Genomic DNA, 19,952 nt, shown 5'->3' on the forward strand with positions numbered 1-19,952 from the left:
GGAAGTCCAGTTACCGGTGGTTTTTCTTTCCACTTCAAATCCGGCATTGTTCTGCTCGGTTTTGGTGGACCAGACCAGTTTTGCACCGGAGCCGAAAGCGGAAGCTGTGAAGGAAGCCAGTTCGACGGGCAGGGTGTTGGCTGGATAAAAATCATCAGCAGAACGTGGAACAATCTGATAGGCAGCATTGAAAGGACTTGTGTTATCATCCTGGCGAATAATACCAACTACATCAAAAGTACCAACTTGTTCAATTCCACCAGTTGTGGTGTTTATATATAATGCAATTGAATTTACACCCCCATCATCTGAGACAAGAAGAGTTGTTACAAATGTTGATGTTGCAGGCCAGGTACCTGATGAAATTTGAACATTTTTAAATGAAGCCAATTCACCTTCATAATCCTCTGGTGAGGCTAAAAAACCTGCAACAGAAGGAACAACAACGGTGGTTGGATCAGGAAGTATTCCACTGCCGGAATTTACAATGTTCGAGGTTGAAGAAGGAACAATTTCAAGTCGACCATTAAAGGGAGTGACAACTCCTGACACTGTATACTTGGTACCAATTTCAACAGGAAAACTTGCATCGCCGAATTTAAAAATGTTTATCCCGGCTGACTCGTCCTGTAAATACCAATCCATATTGGTGGCACTAGTTACACCATTCGGAAATGATGCTGTTCCAACAATACGGGCAACTGAATTATTATAAACGTTCAGTCCGTTCATATCATTAACACGAAGAGTGCTTATTGATGTAGTACCAACGAAAACTTTCGAATCAGTTGACTTAGAATATGCACCAAGATTATCCAATGCCGAATAGGAATAAACAACAAAATCACCATCCGAAATAAGTTCTGAACTGATTGTCGCAGAGTAAGAAGAACCACTGGTGTTGGTTGCCAAGCTGGAATCTATTTCTCCCCCATTAATGGTGTATCTGAGATAGGCAGCAGAAATTGAACCATTATCAGTTATCGTACTGGTCACTGTTAAATTATCTACTGGTTCAGGAATATAAGCTGTTCTTGCAACATCAGTAATTGAAGGGGCAGTATTCGCTCCGAATGCTGTAATTGAAAAGTCATCAATATTAATCCGTGTGGTTCCACCACTTGTTTTTACAATTTGGAATCGAACTGGACTGTTGAGATCCACAACAAAGCTTACTTGGGCAAGTGATGTAGAAGAAGTGGTAACAGCGGATCCAACATCAGTCCAATTTGCACCATCATCAATTGATTGCTGAAGTTTCCATGTTTGAGATGCATCTGAGCCATAAAGTGCATGATAAACTGAAACTGTACCGGCTGTAGAAGCATTAAACTTCATTGTTAGAGAACCATTTCTTAATCGGACTGATTTCGTTCCATTAAAACGGTCCGAAGCTGTGGTTCCCAAAAGGGCATCTGTTAAAGTCCAAGTTCCTGAACCGAGTGTAACATCTGCAGCAGCATAGGCTGTTTTTGTACCTGATTCAAAATCTTCAGTTACCTGCCCCACAGCCATCCCGGCGGAAAGGGTCAGTGCAAGAATCGCGAGCAATTTTTTCATTTAAGACTCCTTGGTTTGAAAAGGCTAAAGGTAACCCTCCGGCGGTCAAGTCTCAACCATCGGGCAGGGGATTAACACAATCATAACGCTTTATCCGGATTTAGTCTGATTACCACAGAAAAACTATCATTTTCAACGACGCTTCGGGCATCAGAGCCGCCGGCCGGAACCGGGTAGATCCAACCGTTACTGCAGAAGGTCCGGCCACACGGACACTCACTCCCGCCCACGGACTGAATGCCAGTCGGGAGTTCCAGTTCCAGAGATAGCCCATGCTTGCATTTACCAGCCAGTTGGACCAACGGGCGGTCTGACCTGAATCCTCATGCCGGATCGATCCATCCCAGTGAACCAGACCCGCTGCATACCAGAAACCATCCTCCCGGCCAGCCGGGTAATAGTCCAGTAAGGCAGCCAACGAAAGAACGTGAAAGTCCCCGAACCGCTCCGGATAGATCATCGGCGGCATGTTGACATCCGCCACCAGCACCCGGCCTCTCCATTGCTCAGTTCCGGCTGTTAAGGCAGCAAAATAACCTCCGGTCAGATAGGGCAACGGATCCAGTTCAGCGGTCAACATCCATGGTTTGGATTGGGCTTCCATCCTTACGGGAAAGGAAAGCATCAGACAAAAAATCAGAAATCGCATGGTTACAAACAGATCCTTTCAGGAAAATCCGTTACCGGATCAGTGTTACACGATGAACCTTCGAGGCCTCTGGCGTCACCAGACGCACCAGATACAGACCGGAAGCCACTCCGGATGGCTCCCACCGGATGGCGTGGTAACCGGCCGGCCACTCCTGATCACTGAGCGTTGAAACCAGACGACCGGTCACATCGAACACATCCAGACGAAGGACAGTCTGTTCGGGAAGATCGAACCGGATCACCGTGCCGGCATTAAACGGATTCGGGTAGGCCGGGTGCATGGCAAAGCGGTCGGGCATGGGTTCCACCTCCAGAGTGGCCAGAACCGGGCAACGGGTCACGGTTCCATCCAGATCGGTGGTTTCCAGTTCCCATGTCACCAACTGACGGGTCGAAGCACTCAGCCGATCCGTGACCGAGTAACTCCGTTCTGCAGCAGAGGAGGCCTGTTCCGGAAAAACCACAGCAACCGGGTGACGTTCCGCCCCATTCAGACGAAAGACCTGAAAGGCAGCCAGATTCGTTTCACTGGCCGTTGACCAGCTAAGGGTGATCTGACGTCCCGACTGGTCGGCGGTAAAACGGATCAATTCCACCGGAAGTGAGTTATCGGACAGATCGGACCCCGCGGTGAATTCACCAAACGCCGTCAGTCCGGTGCGGCTGATAACCGGTGCGGAAGCTGTACCGGTTGCCCCGGCGTGTGTTCCCTGAAGCGTCCAGGGCGAACCGGAATTGAGACGGCTGAGCAACCGCAGGTTCTGGTAACCCGGACTTTCCACACCCGGCAGATTGGTGGCCAGAATATCAAGATCAAAAACCCCGCCGGTCAGTCCGTCCCCGCTGGTGCACACCCAGTAGCGGTCCTGTGAGGCTGTGTTAACCGGATAGGTTCCATCCAGCAGGGGAAGTCCGGACCCGCCGGCATCGGCGGTCATCACCCGCGCGGTCAGTGTGCCGCCAGTGGTGGGCGCCGTGGTAAATGAGACACTCAGCGGTTGATAATCCTGGTAGGTTCCCACCGGAAGGAGGGACTGGGTGGTGGTCACGGCATCGAACCAGCGACGGAACGTTCCGTTCACATGACCGTTGGTCCGGATAAGGTTTCCTGGTGCGGCGGGAGCAGACCCCAGACTGACCAGATGTGCCCCGGTGGTGATTATTCCGGCGGTAAGCCGCAGTTCATCAATCACCTGCAATGGTGAAGCCAGCGATAAACCGGCTGCCTGATTCAGTTCCAGATTGGACCAGGTCCCGGTTCCCGAGGCGGTGACCGACCCCGGCGCCCCGGTGATGATCACACGACCAGACCCGGTAAAGGCTCCATTGTTCACCAGATTTCCGGCAGCCGTCAGGTTGTTTCCGGTGTTCAGAAGGCTGGCTCCGGCACCAATGGTCAGCGTCCCGGCCAATGACAAGGGTCCGTTAAGCGACACGCCGGCCGATGAGTTGGTGACTGTCAGAGTATTCAGATTGCTGACAGCGGATGGAATGGAAATGGATCCGGCCGAGCCGGCAACCACCAAACCGGACAAGGATGTGGTGGAAAGATTGGCCGGTGTTCCTGCAATCGGATTCCGTATTTCGAGCGTCCGGTTTCCGACCGACAAGGTGCCGGTGGTCAGGGTGAGGGTCCCGGTCACCACCAGATTGCCGGTGAGAGCCGCCCCCTGCACATCCGAGAGAATCAGGTTTTCAGAGGTCACTCCGCTGATCTGATGCGCGGAGGATCCGCCCGATAAGGTAATCGACCCCGCGCCGGTGTGTGTGCCCGATCCGGTGAGATTTCCCTGGACGGTCAGCGTGTTTCCGCCATCCGAAAGTGAGCCGCTGGTCAGGTTCAGATGCCCGGTCAGCGTTCTTGAAAACGAGGCCGGCAGGGTCAGAGACGTGTTGTTATTTACAGTGACCGAGGAGGGTTGCGACGTGCCCGGCCATTCAGAGGCTGTTGCAGTGACTGAGGTTCCGGTCGCATAGACCAGGCTTCCCCCCGATCCGTAAGCAGGTGGAAGGGAACTCACCACTCCGGTTTCTACCAGACCGTTTGCATTGAGTTGCAAGGTTCCGTTGACTGCAAAGGTGCCATATTTCACCAGAAAAGGACGGCTGAGCGCCAGTGTTGAACCGTTGTTAACGGTGGTATTAAAAAACAGGCGTCCGGTGGTGGCGCCGGTTTCTGACCGGGATCCGCCCACGGTACAGAGCGACCCGGAAATCACCAGAGTCAGGTCGTTGCCCACTCCCACATCGGTTCCAGATATGGTTCCGCCGGATTCCACCTGAATCGCTGTGTTGGCTCCGCTCATGGTCAGGTTCCGGGCTCCCGAGGTGCGCAGATCACCCGATACCACCTGCAGGGTTCCCCCGATACCAATGTCGGCCGTGAGTGTGCGGGTTCCCGATTCCAGAATCAGGTTGTTAAACGTGGCAGCTGTCGTGATGGAACCGGCATTCCGCATGGAAATGGTTCCGGTTCCGGCCGCAAAGGAATTGGTAACCGTCCAGTTTCCAAAGGTGGATACCGTTCCGTTTTCAGCTTTCAGATCGTAGAAAACCGGAGCCGCAGAACCATCAATCCGCCCATTGCTATCAAAGGTCACCGTTCCTCCGGATGCGGTGAAGGTGCCGTTGTTGATCAGACGGCCTCCGTCCTGAATGAGCAGACTCTCTGTCGAAAGATCAAGTTCCCCGGCTGCGGCAATCAGAACGGTGGCCATGGCCGGACTGGTATCCAGCGTGACCTGATGACCAATGGAAACGGTCGATCCATCCGGCGGAACCGATCCGCCCGACCAGGTGGAGGTGCTGGTCCAGTTTCCGTCGGCTACCGTGGCATAAAGTTCCTCTGCAACGGTGTAGTAAGCAGCGAATCCGCCCAATCCCGATTCTGATACCAGATTTTGTGCCGTGCTGACCGAGGAAGTCGGACGAAGGGTCCAGGTGGTGGCATCGGTCGATTCGTACAGTCGCAGATTGGATTCATAGCTGTAATTCAGATCGTTCAGTTCGTTATACCTGAAGGTGACCGCCGTTCCTGAATTGTTATCAGGTGCCACAGCGAAATACCGTTTGACCGATTCAAGACCGAAAATGGAACGGGCCGTGTGATACCGGCGGATCGTCACATTTCCCGGATCGGTGCCGGAGGTCAGTTCCAGACCAAGAGATCCCGGATTCAGACCTGACATCGCCGTGCCGGGGGCAATGGTAATGGTGATGTACCCCGTTCCGGATGGATTGGAGTTGATCACGCTGTTTCCTTCCGATTCGGAAACCGTGGCGGATGACCCCAGTGTGACGATGTGATTGCCATTGAGATCGAGAGTCCCGGCCTGTACCGCCAGACTGCTGGTAATGGTCACCGATCCGGCCAGGTTCAATTCACGTCCGGACTGATTCATGGTCAGAGCTGTAAGCGTCTGATTCCCGGCAGAAAAAGCCACGGTTCCGCCGGTTCCGCTGCCATAAAGAGTCAGCGATCCGGGCGTGGCTGCTTCGGACCAGATGGCACCCGACGAGCGCTCCACCGAACCGGTCAGGGTAAGGGTGGTTCCGTTGATGATCAGATCACCATTGGTCAGACCCAGAGAACCGGTTACCGTCATATCATTGGCCAGCGTGGCCCGACCCGAGGAAGTACGGTCCATTGTGAGATTGGCAAGCGACCGGTAACCCGATTCAAACGTGAAGGTTCCTGCATTTCCCGTTCCCTGGATGGAAAGAGAGGAGGAAGCCGATCCGCGAAACTGTCCCGGGCCGCTGATGGCTCCGTTGGATACCGTGAGAGAACGGCCATTGATGTCGAACCGGTCCGATGCCGAATTGAAGCTGATGGCATTGCCACCCAGCGGAGCCGATACGGTAAGATTTACCCCTGAAAGCTGTACCATGGACACATTGGATCCCGATCCGATGACCAGGTACGGAACGGTCAGAGACCCCGATGGCCGGCTGAGTACCTGAGTGCCATTTCCGGCAAAGAAAATGGCCCGGTTATTCCCGGTAAACGTGGAAGAAGAACTGAAAGCGAGATTTCCGCTCACCGATACATCTCCGCCCGAGGAGGTACCAAGCGACAGGGTTCCGTTGATTTGTGCATTTCCGGTAAGGGTCAGCAGGGCACTCGCGTTGCCCATCGATAGGGTTCCGTCAACCGATGTGGTTCCCAATACCGTGACCGAATGAGTCATTCCATTCAGCGACAGGGTCGATCCGGATTCCACAGACAGATTGCCGGCCAGTTGCCGGATGGCGGATCCGCCGTTGGACAGGTTGACCGTGGTGTTTCCCGATACCGAGACATGATGCGGGTACCCGGCCCCCGAGGTAGAGGACCATTCCAGCGCACGGCCATAGACACCACCTGTGTTGTACGAGAGCACCGACCCGGCTGCATACACCGGCGCATTGGTGCTCACGAATCCACCCGGATTGAGTCTCAGGGTTCCGTTGATGGTCGTCAGCGAGGCCCCGAAATCGCAGCCCGCAGTCAGGGACATCATAATGTTGCTTCCGATGGAAAGGGTTCGTGAATCGGAGGATGAAATGGTTTGTGTGCCGGTTTGCAGGAGCAGGGTTCCCGAAGCGCCTTCGATCCGGCGGGCCGTGGCACCATTGGTCCCGGCCACCAGAATGCCGGTACCGGTTCCCGATACAGTCAGTGTCTGACCATTCAGATCGATGCCGCCGTCATTCTGAATCTGCAGAATATTTCCGGTGGATCCGTTCACCGTGATGCCGGATCCAAGCACGAGATCACCCGATGGTTTGTTCACCAGCAAATAGGCCACCGATCCGGTTCCCGACATCGTCAGGGTCTGATCGGCCGAGCCGGTAAAGACCAGTGCACGGTTGTTCGCGGTAAACGTACTTCCCGATGGAAAGGAACCATTTCCCTGAAGGATCAGATCACCACCTGAATTACTGGAAAGTGTGGTGGTTCCGCTGCAGGAAAAATCACCGGCAATGGTGATGGCCCCGGTCCGGGTTCCGAGTGAAAAGGTCGATCCGCTGGCTACCGTTACCGTTCCTGAAGCTGCCAGGGACCCGGATCCGGATCCCATGGACAGATTGGTGGATCCCTGAATGATCACGTTGGCCGGGTAACCGGGTCCGTCCGCCGATGACCATTCGATGTTGCGATTGTAAGAACCGCCTGTGTTGTAAATGAGGGTGGATGATGAGCCGTATGCAGGGGCGTTGTTGGTATAACCACCGGCATTGATCTGCAGGGTGCCGTTGACCTGAAAGGATCCGCTGTTCGAAATCCCGTTGGTGGTGATCAGGGTGATGCCGTTGTCAACCGTGAGGGTTTGTCCGCCTGCAATGGTGGCCCCGGCAATCAATGCATTCTGATCGAGCAGGACGGTATGATTCACCGACACATTCCCCATGTTGGAAGCTGTTGGGGGAACGGCATTGGCAGTCCAGGTAGCGGCGGCACTCCAGTTTCCGGCCTGAGCAGTTGTCCATGCCTGAACGGTGTAGGAGTAGTTCGATCCACCATTGTTGTTCCCGTTGATGGTGAGCAGGTCGGCCAGCGAACCAGTCATGGAGCCATAATCTCCCGAGGTCAGCAGGTAATAAGACACGGTGGTACCTGCCTGATTAACCGAGGCCGGAATCTCAGCCGAATAGCTCGTTCCGGATCCCGTCAGTTTCACCACGGTGGAGGTGGCGTAACCATCGGTGGTGTATCGCAGCCAGGCGGCCTGGCCCGCATCGAATGCACCCGACAGGGTCACCGAAACGGTCACCGTCTGACCGTGAAAAACCGATCCGGCCACCGGAGACTGCGATACGGTTGAAATCGACCGAAGGTTGGTTCCCTGTATTTCAATAACCGCGACCTGGGTGACCCCGGCATTGGTCTTGAAAATGTAGCGGTAACCTGTATTCGTCCCGGTGATACGGAAGGCGTTAAAATTTCCATCAAAAATGGAGGTATAAGCCGAATTCTGATTCAGGGAAATGACATCTCCGTTGGAAGCGGGGCGACGGTCGGTTCCGCTGGTGTTCCTGAACCGGAAGTACCGGTCACCCGAGGCATCGGCACTGGCAACAAACCGGTAACTGCCAAAGGACAGTGACTCGAAGTCATAACCGGTCGAATAGTCCTTTGAACCGGAGGTCCCCGATTGATTCGTCATATCCGCCGTCAGGAAACGGGGAACCTGTGCGGTAACTGCAACCGGAATCAGAAGTGAAAAAATCAGTAAAAGTCGTTTCATGGTTCTGTATGTGTTTTATGAAATAATCCGTTCCGGAAAGGTCGGTCTGCCTAACCGGCTTTCAATCAATCACGGGAAGCTGAGTAAGCGGTCCGGCATACCGGTCCCATTCTTTTTCGAAATACAATTGTTTCAGATCATCCATCCGTTCGATAAACAGGGTCCCGAATAAATGGTCGGTTTCATGCTGAATCACCACCGCTTCGAATCCGCTGGCTTCAAAATCGAGGGGCTGACCCATCCGGTCAAAGGCCTGCACTCTGACTTTTGTAAACCGCGGAACCGCACCCCGTAAACCCGGAAGCGACAGACATCCTTCCCAGCCATAGCGTTTTTCACCGGTCAGGGGTGTAATCACCGGATTGATCAGAACCGTCAGAGGAATGACGGTTGCATGGGGATACCGCGGATTCGATTTCACTTCGATCACCGAAATCTGCAGGGATTCATGCACCTGAGGTGCTGCCAGACCCACGCCGTGATACTCCGCCATGGTTTCAATCAGATCTTCGATCAGACGCTGAATCCGGTCTGAACGGATGTCTTCAACCGGAACCGGTTCTGCGATTTTCTTTAAAACCGGATGACCCATCCGGGCAACTTTGAGAATACTCATGGTGACTCTGACTACTCAATATTTCAATATCTTTACAACCGAGGCTGTTTCATCCAACGCCTTCAGAATCTGCACTGCAGAATACCTGAAAAAGGTGGCAACAAAAATCGAGACATCTGATGACACAACGCAAACTGAATCGTGACTTTTACCAATCCCGTGACGTGGTTCGCATGGCAAGGGACCTGATTGGCAAATTGGTGGTGACGGTTCAGGGTGATCAACTCACCTCCGGCTGGATTTCGGAGTGTGAAGCCTATGCCGGTGTCACAGACCGTGCTTCGCATGCATGGAACGGGAGGCGCACGGCCCGCACAGAGACCATGTACCACCCGGGCGGAGTGGCTTACGTGTATCTGTGTTACGGACTTCATCACATGATGAACGTGGTCACCGGTCCGGAAGGGGAACCCCATGCCATTCTGATCCGTTCCATTTTTCCGGTGGATGGCATAGAGTTCATGCACGAACGCCGTGGATTTCCGAAACCAAAAACACCGCTTGCCGCCGGACCGGGAACGGTGTGTCAGGCTCTAGGGATTACCCGTGCAGATGATCGAACCGATCTGACAGGCAACCGCATCTGGATTGAAGACCGGGGAGTGGTCGTCCCTGATACAGAAGTGAAAGTCACCCCCCGGATCGGAGTGGACTATGCCGGTGACGATGCCAGGCTGCCGTACCGGTTTGTATGGGTGCCAGGAGAGTAAATGCTGAATTTCAATTTCCTTTAAACGCGTAAAAACGCATTTAACGCAATGACGCAACGTATTCGCAAAGAACGCTGAGGTTCTTGTATTAAAAACCAAAAAATCTTTGCGGTCTTCTTGAATTTCTCTTTGCGCTCTCTGCGGTGAAGCAATTTTACCGCAGAGGTAGCAGAGAAGAGCAAAGACCGCAGATGTTCCTGTATTTAAAAATCAAATAAATCTTTGCGCCTTAGCGCCTTTGCGTCCATATTAAAAAATCTTGCGTTCTCTGCGTTAAAACGTATTTACGAAACCCATCCGCTCTCCCGTCCGTACGACTCCCCGGATTAATGAGGTCTGAATGTTAAAAAGCACGATTCTGTCTGGTTTGTTTTTCCTGTCACCGTTCCTGTCGGTGGCACAGTGGATTCATGAACCTTCCGTCACTGATCCGGAACTGTACGATCTTCATTCCGATGGCGGGCAACTGGTCGTTACCGGATCATCCGGTGTCTGGATCCGGGAAAATGAAAAGTCCGGTTGGGAGTTCAAATCCATACAGTCTGATATCGATCTGGTGGCTTCCTTCACCACTCATCAGCAAAACTGGTATGCCGGTGTACTTGATGGCGCCGTTTATCGGAGTGACAATCAGGGTGACTCCTGGGAGCCGTTAACGGCGGGTTACCCGGTGTTCGGAGATCCTCCTCAATTCCTTTATCCTCAGTCACTGACGGTTTGGAAAAATCAGGTGGTGACGGGAACCGTCGGCAGCGGGGTTTATCAGTTAAACGGCAACACCTGGCAGGCCATGAATTCCGGACTGATCAGCAACCTGCACTACAACATCAATCAGCTTTTTACCGATGGCGATACCCTGATTGCGTCGGCCGGAGCCAATGGAACCTTTGCCTACCGGTCACCCGATGGATCGGATTGGTCGCATACTCCATTCGGCACGTTCTCAGGAGAGATTCTTTTTATTCTGGGCGGTGTCCGGACGGATTCAGGCTCACTGTTGCTGTCGGCCACCAACGGAATTTACCGCGCGTCTTCCGTATCCGGACCGTTTACCCACGTTGCTCCTTCAAGCCGGTTTTTTTCCTTCGCTCCCATGGTGCAAAGTGGTGATTCGGTGTACGTGTTTTTATCCAGACTGACGGGATCTTACCTGCTCACGTCGGGTGATGACGGACTTACCTGGAACCAGACTCAATGGTGGCCGGGAACCGTGGTGTATGACATGGTGACGTTGAATGACACCCTCTGGATTTCAACCAGCACGGGTGTGTACCATCAGGCAGTAAAGAAAACACCGGTTTCGGTTAAGGAACCAGAACTGCCTTCTGCTTTTTCCCTTGGAATTGTTTACCCGAATCCGGTCAATCCATCCGCGCAGTTCGATCTGACTGTACATCACTCCACCAACGTGAACCTGACCCTTTATTCAATCACCGGGCAGATCTTGCAGCAAGTGTATGCCGGTCCGGTCGGACCAGGCAGTCATTCTTTCCGGATAGATGCCGCCGGGCTGTCCAGTCAGGTGGCGTTTATTCGTGCGGAAGGTGAGGGAAGGCAGATGACCAGAAAAGTGGTGATCCTGAAGTAGGATTTTCTTGCTTCGATGTTTAGAAGACATTTAAACGCAATGACGCAACATATTCACAAAGAACGCTGATGTATTCGTATTAAAACCAAAAAAAAACTTTGTGGTCTTCTTGAATTTCTCTTTGCACTCTCTGCGTTAAAATGCATTTAAACGCAACGACGCAATGTATTCGCAAAGAACGCTGATGTATTCGTATTAAAACCAAAAAAAAACTTTGCGGTCTTCTGTATTTAACCTTGGCGTCTCTGCGTTAAAACGTATTTAAACGCAACGACGCAAAATATTCGTAAAGAACGCTGATGTATTCGTATTAAAACCAAAAAAAACTTTGCGGTCTTCTGTATTTAACCTTGGCGTCTCTGCGTTAAAACGTATTTAAACGCAACGACGCAAAATATTCGTAAAGAACGCTGAGGTATTCGTATTAAAACCAAAAAAAACTTTGCGGTCTTCTGTATTTAACCTTGGCGTCTCTGCGTTAAAACGCATTTCCCATTCTGGGTTAAGGAAATCAGCAGATTCTCGGCAACTGATCCCCCGCCAGCATATCAACCACCCGGTTAGAACCAATGCGGGTTTTCATGATTACCCGCGGTGTGGCTTCTGAAGTCACCTCGCCGATGATGGCCGCCCGTTCACCGGCCGGATGGTTCCGCATCACCTGAAGAACCTTTTGTGCCGTTTCAGCGGCCACGAATGACACAAACACCCCTTCATTGGCCACGTACAACGGATCAAATCCGAGCAGTTCACAAGCGGCCGCCACCGGTTCATCGATGGGAATGTCAGTTTCACGTATCCGGATGGTGTGACTGCAGGCGGTGGCCAGTTCATTGAGGGCACTCGAGAGACCACCACGGGTGGCATCACGCATCACCCGGATGGTGGGATCGGCCGCCAGCATGGCCTGGACCAATCCGTTTAACGGACGGGAATCGCTCAGAATCGGAGCATCAAACTCCAATCCATCCCGCACCGCCATGATTGCCATGCCATGCGCTGCCACCGGTCCGTTCACCAGAATCTGATCGCCCGGACGGATGTTGGCTGGCCGGATGGAAATTCCTGTTGGAATGGTGCCGATGCCCGATGTGTTGATGAAAAGTCCATCCCCCTTCCCACGCTCAACAACTTTGGTATCACCGGTGACGATTTCCACTCCGGCGGCGGCGGCAGATGTCGCAATGGATTCCAGAATGACTTCAAAGGTTGAAAGCGGCAACCCTTCCTCGATGATAAAAGCCAGCGACAGATACCGCGGAATGGCGCCGCACATGGCCAGATCATTGACCGTTCCGTTCACCGCCAGATCGCCGATGGTACCTCCGGGAAAAATCAGCGGATGGACGACATAGCTGTCGGTGGAAAAAGCCAGCGTTCCCGTTTGCACAGGTAGCATCGCTCCGTCATGCCGCTCCTGAATCATGCTGTTACGGAACCGGGAAAAAATGTGCTTTTCAAGCAATTGATTCATCAGAGTTCCGCCCGAGCCATGACCGAGAAGAATCTGCGTGTGGGTAGTGACCGGAATGGGACAGGAAAAGTGGGTTGTCATGGGTGCCTCAGTTTGTAAGATGGCAAATCTGCCGATCGGTTTCCACTCAGCTTAATCGTCACGGAAATCCGTGACCACTTACCGGAAATCCGCGGACCTGAACCAACGTGACTGTTTAAAGCCATCCCGAAACATGCTTTTCATTCCGGCAAGGTTGTTGTAAAGGGGTCTTTCATGCATTCAATACACCTCAGTCACCGGTTGCCCGGTGGTATCGTCATTGAATCAACAGTTGTCTCGGTAATCACTACTGACAGCGATGCCACACTTACTTTACTGGTACCCCGGCAGGTGATTCAGACTGTTGTACAGGAAACCACCATCCGGTTGGGGGATTCTGTCCCTCTGCATTGTGAGCCTGGTTTTTCAGAATCAAACCCACCAAAGAGCACTCAATCCTTGCAGCCATTCGAAAAGGAGACTCCAGATGAACAATAAAGACAAGACCCTGTGGGAAGACATGCAGTCCAGAGGATATTCCCGACGGGATTTTCTGAAATTCTGTGCCTGGGTAGGTGCTTTTATCGGGATTGAATCCACCGGAATCGGAAAAGTGGTCCACGCCATGGAAACTCAGAAACGACCGGCCGTCATCTGGATGCATTTTCAGGAGTGCACCTGCTGCAGCGAATCGTTTTTAAGAAGCTCCCATCCCATTGTAGCCGATATGCTTCTGAATACCATTTCTCTTGATTACAGTGAAACCCTTATGGCGGCGAGCGGTCATCAGGCAGAAGCTGCACTTCAGGAAACCATAAAGGCTAACAATGGTAACTATCTGCTGCTGATTGAAGGATCGGTACCCACAAAAGAAAATGGAGTTTACTGCTGTATTGGCGGAAAAACGGCCGGATCTATCCTCGAAGAAGTAGCCGGAGGAGCAAAAGCCATCATCGCTTGGGGAAGCTGTGCCAGCAACGGATGTGTTCAGGGTGCCTACCCGAATCCGACCGGTGCCACTCCCATTCACGAACTGATCCACGGCAAGCCCATAATCAAGGTACCTGGATGTCCGCCCATCGGTGAGGTTATGGCTGGAATCATTGTTCACCTGATGGCATTCGGTTCCATTCCGCATCTCGATGGTTTGGGACGGCCCATGGCCTTTTACAGCCGGCGGGTTCATGATACCTGTTATCGTCGCCCAAATTACGATGCCGGCTTATTTGTCGAACAATTCGATGATGAAAATGCCCGAAAGGGATATTGCCTTTACAAGGTTGGCTGCAGGGGACCTGTGACCTACAATGCCTGCGGGGTGACACGATGGAATGACGGAACCAGTTTTCCGATTCAGAGCGGACATGGATGTATCGGATGCAGCGAAGCCAATTTCTGGGATCACGGTCCCTTTTACCAGCATCTGGCCTCTTTTCCCGGATTTGGAATTGAGACCAATGCTGACACCATCGGACTGGGTCTGGGAATTGCCACCGGTGCCGGAATTCTGACCCATGCGGTGGTTACGAATGTTGCCAAGAAAAAAGTGATCAGAAAACATATCGATGAAAGCGTCCGCGAGGATGAGCCCATCAAGGAAGAAGGAGAATAATCATGGCTGAACGCATTGTCATCGATCCGGTGACGAGAATCGAAGGTCACCTCCGGCTGGAAATCGAAGTCAGAAACGGCAAGGTCGTCGATGCCTACAGCGCCGGCACCATGGTCCGGGGAATTGAACTGATTGTGAAAGACCGCGACCCCCGCGATGTCTGGGCCTTTGTGGAGCGGGTCTGCGGAGTCTGCACAACAGTTCATGCACTTGCCTCGGTCAGGGCGGTGGAAGATGCACTGGATTACCAGATTCCACCCAACGCCGACCTGATCAGAAATATCATGTTCTGCACTCAGTACATGCAGGACCATGTGGTTCACTTTTATCATCTTCATGCACTCGATTGGGTCGATGTGGTCAGTGCCCTGAAAGCCGATCCGGCAGAAACAGCACGGCTGGCACAATCCATATCATCCTGGCCCAAAAGCTCCGTTGGTCATTTCCGGGATTTGCAAAAAAGGCTGAAGGGATTTGTGGACAGTGGTCAGTTGGGAATTTTTTCCAAAGGATACTGGGGTCACAAGGCCTATCATCTGCCTCCGGAAGCCAACCTGATGGCGGTTTCTCATTACCTCGATGCACTGGAATGGCAGAAGGAAGTGGTGAGAATTCATGCGGTTTTCGGCGGAAAGAATCCGCACCCGAATTATCTCGTCGGCGGAGTCCCCTGTTCTTTTAACATTGAGGAATCGAACGCCATTAATGCCGAGCGCCTGGCCCTTGTGAAACATCTTCTCGATGAGGCTCACACCTTTGTTGAGCAGGTTTATCTGCCAGATCTGATGGCCATTGCCTCCTTCTACAAAGAGTGGGGAGCCATTGGTGGTGGTCTCGAGAATTATCTGGCATATGGCGATCTGCCAACCAACCAATTTACCGATCCATCCTCATTCAAATTTCCACGTGGAGTCATCCTCAACCGCGATCTCTCAAAAGTATATGAAGTAGATGGAAAAGATCCCGAACAGATCAAGGAGTTCATTTCCAGATCATGGTATGAGTATCTGGAAGGTGATGAAGTTGGAAAACACCCCTGGAATGGAGTAACCAATCTGGCCTATTCCGGACCAAAACCACCCTATGAGCATCTGAAGGTGGAAGAAAAATACAGCTGGCTGAAAACACCGCGCTGGAAGGGATTTCCTGTTGAGGTCGGACCGCTTTCACGCATGCTGGTGGGTTATGCTGCCGGACAGGAGGAAATCAAAGAAACAGTGGGTGCTGCCCTCCGTGATCTGAACGTACCGGTCACCGCTCTTTTTTCCACGCTTGGGCGGACCGCCGCACGCGGAATCGAAACCCGATTGGTCAGTCGCTGGTCGCTTGAATTTTACAATCAACTGGTTTCGAACATCCGGAACGGGGATACGCGGACTTTCAATGACGCCAAATGGGATCCCGATCTCTGGCCAGAAACGGCAAAGGGAGTGGGACTTTCTGAAGCACCCCGGGGAGCGCTTGCCCACTGGATTGTCATTAAAAACAAGAAGACCGAGAATTACCAGATGGTGGTGCCAAGTACCTGGAATGCCTCTCCCCGCGACTCCAAAGGACAGATGTCAGCGTATGAATCATCACTGATCGGAACACCTGTTGCCGATCCTCTCAATCCGCTCGAAGTGCTCCGCACCATTCACAGTTTCGATCCCTGTCTGGCCTGTGCGGTGCATTTGTATGATGAAAAAGGCAGTTACATTCACCAGATCGGAACCTGGTAAAGGAGGATCACATGCTTCGGAAAGCAGAACAACTTTACCGCATTTATGTGTGGGAACTGCCCGTCCGGTTTTTTCACTGGGTTACCGTAATCACCGTCGGGGTCCTGATTGTGACGGGCTATCTGATCGGGGATCCGATCGTTCTGCAGCATGGCGGGAATGATGCCTCGATGAGCTACTGGTTCGGATGGGTCCGGTTTATCCACTTTGTGGCCGCCTATGTCTTCCTCTTTAATTTCATCATCCGGATTTATTGGGGATTTGTCGGAAATAAATACGTTCACTGGCGGAATTTTTTTCCTTACAGAAAGAAGCATCTGAAAAACATGCTTGATGTTCTGACTGTGGATGTGTTTCAGTTTAAACACAAGGATATCGAATCACCGGCCCATAATTCCATTGCCTATTTCACCTACTTCATCGTCTATCTGGCATTCATTTTTGAAATTGTGACCGGATTTGGTCTCTATGCTGCCATGAGTCATTCCTGGATTGCTCAATCCTTTTCATGGATCATCCCGCTGATGGGTGGTGATCTTGCAGCCAGACAGTGGCATCACGCAATCATGTGGCTTCTGATTGTGTTCACCATCTTTCATGTTTATCTGGTCTTTTTCCATGATTACGTGGATGGGAGCGGTGTCACCACCTCGATGGTGGGAGGGTGGAAATTTATCAGCCGTAAAAAATTTCACGACCTGCAGAAAGAAGAACAACAATCCAATGCATCCTCAACCTGATAGCGGTTTGATTCTCGGAATCGGTAACGTGCTTCTCGGCGATGAGGGCATCGGTCCTGCCGTCATCGCCGGACTCGGCAAAGAGAAACTGCCCCACGGCTGGCATCTGCTTGATGGCGGTACCGGTGGCTTTCTTCTGCTGGAGTGCTTCAGAACTTTCCCGAGACTGATACTGATTGATGCCTGCCTGGATAACCAGCCGGAAGGTACCATCACCATCCGCCATCCCCGGTTTGCCGCGGACTACCCGTCGTCTCTCTCTGCACATGACATCGGACTTGCCGATCTGGTCCGGACGGCTCAGCTTTTGGGAGATCAGCCTGCGGTCCACCTGATCACCATTTCGGTGAAGGAATCAAATCTTATTACCGGTGAATTATCGCCTGCCATCCGTGCGGTTATTCCGGATGTGATCCGTGAAGTGATAAATTTGATTGCTGAAGAAGTGGTGATTTCTTAACAATCCGAACAGGATGAATAGATAGATATTCCTCCCTTTTCAACCCGCTCCAGTTTGTCACGAAACGTAGACGGGCTCAAGCCCAGACGGTGAGCAGCCTGCTGCTTGTTTCCACCCGTTTCTGCCATTGCATACCGTATCAGCCGACCTTCAAGACAGTGCACCACCTGCTCAAATGTTTTTTCCTGTCCGATCAGACAGGAAAGGCAATCCGTTCCAGAAACAGATGAAAATCCGAATGGCAGAAAATCTTCTGGTAAATCCGGCAAACCGGTTTTTGAATCATTCAGCAAAACCAGACGGTGAACCACATTTTTCAGCTCTCTGATGTTTCCCGGCCAGTCATGCGCCATTAAACGGGACAACACCTTTTCATCCAGCCGTATCGGCGCTCCGTTGCCGAATTGTCTGTTGAAAAAATCAACCAGCAGGGGAATGTCTTCCCGACGGTCCCGCAATGGAGGAAGCTGAACCGGATAGACGTGAAGCCGGTAGTATAAATCGGACCGGAACCGACCGGAATCCACCATTTTCTTCAGGTTGACTTTGGAGGCAACCACCAACCGGACATCCACTTTGACAGGATGGATGCCCCCGACTCTGATCATGTCCCCCGATTCAAGAAACCGCAACAATTTCGTCTGAATGGAAAGAGGCACATCATCAATGTCATCAAGAAACAGGGTCCCGCGATTGGCCACCTCGAACAGTCCCTTTTTTTCGGTGGTGGCACTGGTATAGGCACCCCGCTCATGACCAAACAATTCGCTTGCCAGCAAATCTTCAGGCATGGCCGAGAGGGAAAGTTTTACAAAAGGGAAAGGAGCCCGGTCGCTCGTCTGATGGATGTAATCGGCAAGCACTTCCTTACCGGTTCCGGTCTCGCCGGTTATCAGGATGGTGGTCTGGGTCGGAATGACCCGATCCAGATTCCGGAGCAGCTCCTGAATCCGTGGATTCCGACTGATGATCACCACCGGATTTTCCATGGGCTCTTTCCTTTCTGAATGTCAGTAATCAGATCTGGTCCGTTTCTCCCGCCATCGATTCCCGTCTGCGGTAGGTAAAGTACGCCGCACAGGCTCCTTCCGATGACACCATGGGGGCACCTACCGGTCGTTCCGGATTGCAAACCGTTCCGAACAGCGGACAGTCGGTGGGCTCTGCCTTTCCCATCATGACCTGCCCGGCCATGCAGTCGGCCGATTCCTTTGTTTTGATCGAGCCAACATTGAATTTTTTCTCTGCATCCCACGCCGCATATTCCTCACGTAACCGGAATCCCGAGGATGGTATTTCACCAATTCCCCGCCAGTTCCGGTCGGTGATGGTAAACAGATCCTTCAGCAATTGACGGGCCTGCACATTACCTTCCCGTCGGACAATCCGGTTATACTGATTCACCACCGACACCGATCCCGATTCCAGTTGCCGGACGACCTGCAATACTCCCGACAAAATATCCACCGGTTCAAAACCCGTCACTACAATGGGAATGGAAAACTCCTCGGCCAGCGGTTCATACTCTTCATAGCCCATAACGGTACACACATGACCCGCAGCCAGAAAACCCTGTATTTCACAATCGGGCTGCGACATCAGAAACCGGATGGCGGGCGGGACCAACACCTGGCTGGCCAGCAGGGAAAAATTCCTCAAGCCCAATTGAGCGGCCACTTTGACGGCCATGGCGTTGGCCGGAGAGGTGGTTTCAAATCCGACACCAAAAAAAACGATCTCCTTATCCGGGGTTCGTTCTGCCAGACGAACCGCATCGAGCGGTGAGTACACCATCCGGATATCAACCCCATTGGCTTTAAGCGTCAGAAAGTCGGTTTCCGATCCGGGCACGCGCATCATATCGCCAAAGGTCGTCAGAATCACGCCGGGCATACGGGCAATGGTCAGCGCCTGATCAATCAGTTCCAGCGGTGTCACACAGACGGGGCAGCCAGGTCCATGCACCAGACGGATTTCCGGCGGAAGAAAGTCATCGATGCCATATTTCAGAATGGAGTGCGTCTGGCCCCCGCAGATTTCCATGAGTGTCCAGTCGCGGGTGGTGATGTGTTCCAGTTCCGCTGCCAGCCGGCGAACCAGATCGGCATCGCGGTATTCATCCTGATACTTCATTGCGGCACCTCTCCTTCTCCCAGTTCACGCAGCAGTTCAAGGGTTTTTTCGGCCTCTTCCTGATCAATGATGTTCAAGGCAAATCCCACATGAACCAACACATAATCCCCCACCACGGCTTCAGGAACCCATTGCAGCGAGATATCTTTCACCACGCCGGCAAAGGACACTTTTCCCATCCGCAGCATGGCATCATCCTGATTAATCGAGAGTACTTTTCCTGGTATGGCGAGACACATATTTTTCAGTTAAGAGTTAAGAGTTAAGAGTTAAGAGTTAAAGGATATGAAAACAAAAATCAGCCCTTCGACTTTGCCTGGTCACTGAGCACCATCGAAGTGCAGGGACCGAGAACAGAGAACAGTGATCAGTAAAATCCGGATCCTGAGGTGAAAGTTTACCCCGATGAAGTCGGGGAAGGGTAAGGGTTTTTCCG

At 52.3% G+C, this 19,952-nt stretch carries 15 protein-coding genes; 7 read left to right on the forward strand and 8 right to left on the reverse strand.

The features are described from left to right. From HUU10_14565 to def, 4 genes are all read right to left on the reverse strand, one after another. Positions 1-1,560, reverse strand: a 1,560-nt coding sequence (locus tag HUU10_14565; protein NUQ82825.1) for a hypothetical protein, incomplete at its 3' end; no start/stop codon positions are given. Positions 1,561-1,669: 109 nt separating this feature from the next. Next, a complete protein-coding gene (locus tag HUU10_14570) occupies positions 1,670-2,209 on the reverse strand; it encodes a hypothetical protein (protein ID NUQ82826.1) in 540 nt (179 codons plus the stop codon). Between the two features lie 31 nt (positions 2,210-2,240). Continuing rightward, positions 2,241-8,441, reverse strand: a complete 6,201-nt coding sequence (locus HUU10_14575) for a T9SS type A sorting domain-containing protein (GenBank protein NUQ82827.1) — start codon at positions 8,439-8,441, stop codon at positions 2,241-2,243. A gap of 61 nt (positions 8,442-8,502) precedes the next feature. Then, complete coding sequence (gene def, locus HUU10_14580) at positions 8,503-9,057, reverse strand: peptide deformylase (protein NUQ82828.1); 555 nt, start codon at positions 9,055-9,057, stop codon at positions 8,503-8,505. A gap of 119 nt (positions 9,058-9,176) precedes the next feature. Here def and HUU10_14585 point away from each other — a divergent pair, with 119 nt between their 5' ends. Both HUU10_14585 and HUU10_14590 read left to right on the forward strand, forming a co-directional pair. Continuing rightward, entirely contained in the window at positions 9,177-9,767 is a 591-nt protein-coding gene (locus tag HUU10_14585; GenBank protein NUQ82829.1) for a DNA-3-methyladenine glycosylase, read from the forward strand. Positions 9,768-10,107: 340 nt separating this feature from the next. Beyond that, entirely contained in the window at positions 10,108-11,355 is a 1,248-nt protein-coding gene (locus HUU10_14590) for a T9SS type A sorting domain-containing protein (protein NUQ82830.1), read from the forward strand. Positions 11,356-11,866: 511 nt separating this feature from the next. Here HUU10_14590 and hypE read toward each other — a convergent pair. After that, positions 11,867-12,910, reverse strand: coding sequence for a hydrogenase expression/formation protein HypE (gene hypE, locus HUU10_14595; protein NUQ82831.1), 1,044 nt, complete (start codon positions 12,908-12,910; stop codon positions 11,867-11,869). Positions 12,911-13,084: 174 nt separating this feature from the next. On the opposite strand from hypE, the gene HUU10_14600 reads away from it, so the two are divergent. Genes HUU10_14600 through HUU10_14620 form a run of 5 tightly spaced genes read left to right on the forward strand, consistent with a single transcriptional unit; the run spans position 13,085 to position 17,383 of the window. After that, positions 13,085-13,348 (forward strand): hypothetical protein, encoded by a 264-nt coding sequence (locus HUU10_14600; GenBank protein NUQ82832.1) that lies wholly within the window; start codon positions 13,085-13,087, stop codon positions 13,346-13,348. Next, the gene (locus HUU10_14605) at positions 13,338-14,462 is read left to right on the forward strand and encodes a hydrogenase small subunit (GenBank protein ID NUQ82833.1); all 1,125 of its coding nucleotides are present in this window, start codon (positions 13,338-13,340) and stop codon (positions 14,460-14,462) included. Before HUU10_14600 ends, HUU10_14605 begins: the two co-directional genes overlap by 11 nt. A 2-nt stretch (positions 14,463-14,464) precedes the next feature. Continuing rightward, positions 14,465-16,183 (forward strand): nickel-dependent hydrogenase large subunit, encoded by a 1,719-nt coding sequence (locus HUU10_14610; protein ID NUQ82834.1) that lies wholly within the window; start codon positions 14,465-14,467, stop codon positions 16,181-16,183. A gap of 11 nt (positions 16,184-16,194) precedes the next feature. Beyond that, on the forward strand, positions 16,195-16,923 hold the full coding sequence (gene cybH, locus HUU10_14615; protein ID NUQ82835.1) for a Ni/Fe-hydrogenase, b-type cytochrome subunit: 729 nt from the start codon (positions 16,195-16,197) through the stop codon (positions 16,921-16,923). Beyond that, on the forward strand, positions 16,907-17,383 hold the full coding sequence (locus HUU10_14620; GenBank protein NUQ82836.1) for a hydrogenase maturation protease: 477 nt from the start codon (positions 16,907-16,909) through the stop codon (positions 17,381-17,383). The genes cybH and HUU10_14620 overlap by 17 nt, the downstream gene beginning before the upstream one ends. On the opposite strand, the gene HUU10_14625 is transcribed toward HUU10_14620, so the two are convergent. Genes HUU10_14625 through HUU10_14635 form a run of 3 tightly spaced genes read right to left on the reverse strand, consistent with a single transcriptional unit; the run spans position 17,380 to position 19,755 of the window. Next, on the reverse strand, positions 17,380-18,372 hold the full coding sequence (locus HUU10_14625; protein ID NUQ82837.1) for a sigma-54-dependent Fis family transcriptional regulator: 993 nt from the start codon (positions 18,370-18,372) through the stop codon (positions 17,380-17,382). The two genes, HUU10_14620 and HUU10_14625, sit on opposite strands and share 4 nt — an antisense overlap. 28 nt (positions 18,373-18,400) lie before the next feature. Then, positions 18,401-19,516, reverse strand: coding sequence for a hydrogenase formation protein HypD (gene hypD, locus HUU10_14630; GenBank protein NUQ82838.1), 1,116 nt, complete (start codon positions 19,514-19,516; stop codon positions 18,401-18,403). Beyond that, positions 19,513-19,755: a HypC/HybG/HupF family hydrogenase formation chaperone gene (locus HUU10_14635; protein ID NUQ82839.1), complete on the reverse strand. Its 243-nt coding sequence runs from the start codon at positions 19,753-19,755 to the stop codon at positions 19,513-19,515. The genes hypD and HUU10_14635 overlap by 4 nt, the downstream gene beginning before the upstream one ends. Positions 19,756-19,952: the final 197 nt, after the last annotated feature.

Source organism: Bacteroidota bacterium, assembly GCA_013360915.1.
Lineage (GTDB): Bacteria > Bacteroidota > JABWAT01 > JABWAT01 > JABWAT01 > JABWAT01.

Bases quoted from the DNA above. Each gene is read 5' to 3' on its own strand.
- HUU10_14570 (NUQ82826.1), bottom strand. From the start codon at position 2,209: ATGCGATTTCTGATTTTTTGTCTGATGCTTTCCTTTCCCGTAAGGATG.
- HUU10_14575 (NUQ82827.1), bottom strand. From the start codon at position 8,441: ATGAAACGACTTTTACTGATTTTTTCACTTCTGATTCCGGTTGCAGTT.
- def (NUQ82828.1), bottom strand. From the start codon at position 9,057: ATGAGTATTCTCAAAGTTGCCCGGATGGGTCATCCGGTTTTAAAGAAA.
- HUU10_14585 (NUQ82829.1), top strand. From the start codon at position 9,177: ATGACACAACGCAAACTGAATCGTGACTTTTACCAATCCCGTGACGTG.
- HUU10_14590 (NUQ82830.1), top strand. From the start codon at position 10,108: ATGTTAAAAAGCACGATTCTGTCTGGTTTGTTTTTCCTGTCACCGTTC.
- hypE (NUQ82831.1), bottom strand. From the start codon at position 12,910: ATGACAACCCACTTTTCCTGTCCCATTCCGGTCACTACCCACACGCAG.
- HUU10_14600 (NUQ82832.1), top strand. From the start codon at position 13,085: ATGCATTCAATACACCTCAGTCACCGGTTGCCCGGTGGTATCGTCATT.
- HUU10_14605 (NUQ82833.1), top strand. From the start codon at position 13,338: ATGAACAATAAAGACAAGACCCTGTGGGAAGACATGCAGTCCAGAGGA.
- HUU10_14610 (NUQ82834.1), top strand. From the start codon at position 14,465: ATGGCTGAACGCATTGTCATCGATCCGGTGACGAGAATCGAAGGTCAC.
- cybH (NUQ82835.1), top strand. From the start codon at position 16,195: ATGCTTCGGAAAGCAGAACAACTTTACCGCATTTATGTGTGGGAACTG.
- HUU10_14620 (NUQ82836.1), top strand. From the start codon at position 16,907: ATGCATCCTCAACCTGATAGCGGTTTGATTCTCGGAATCGGTAACGTG.
- HUU10_14625 (NUQ82837.1), bottom strand. From the start codon at position 18,372: ATGGAAAATCCGGTGGTGATCATCAGTCGGAATCCACGGATTCAGGAG.
- hypD (NUQ82838.1), bottom strand. From the start codon at position 19,516: ATGAAGTATCAGGATGAATACCGCGATGCCGATCTGGTTCGCCGGCTG.
- HUU10_14635 (NUQ82839.1), bottom strand. From the start codon at position 19,755: ATGTGTCTCGCCATACCAGGAAAAGTACTCTCGATTAATCAGGATGAT.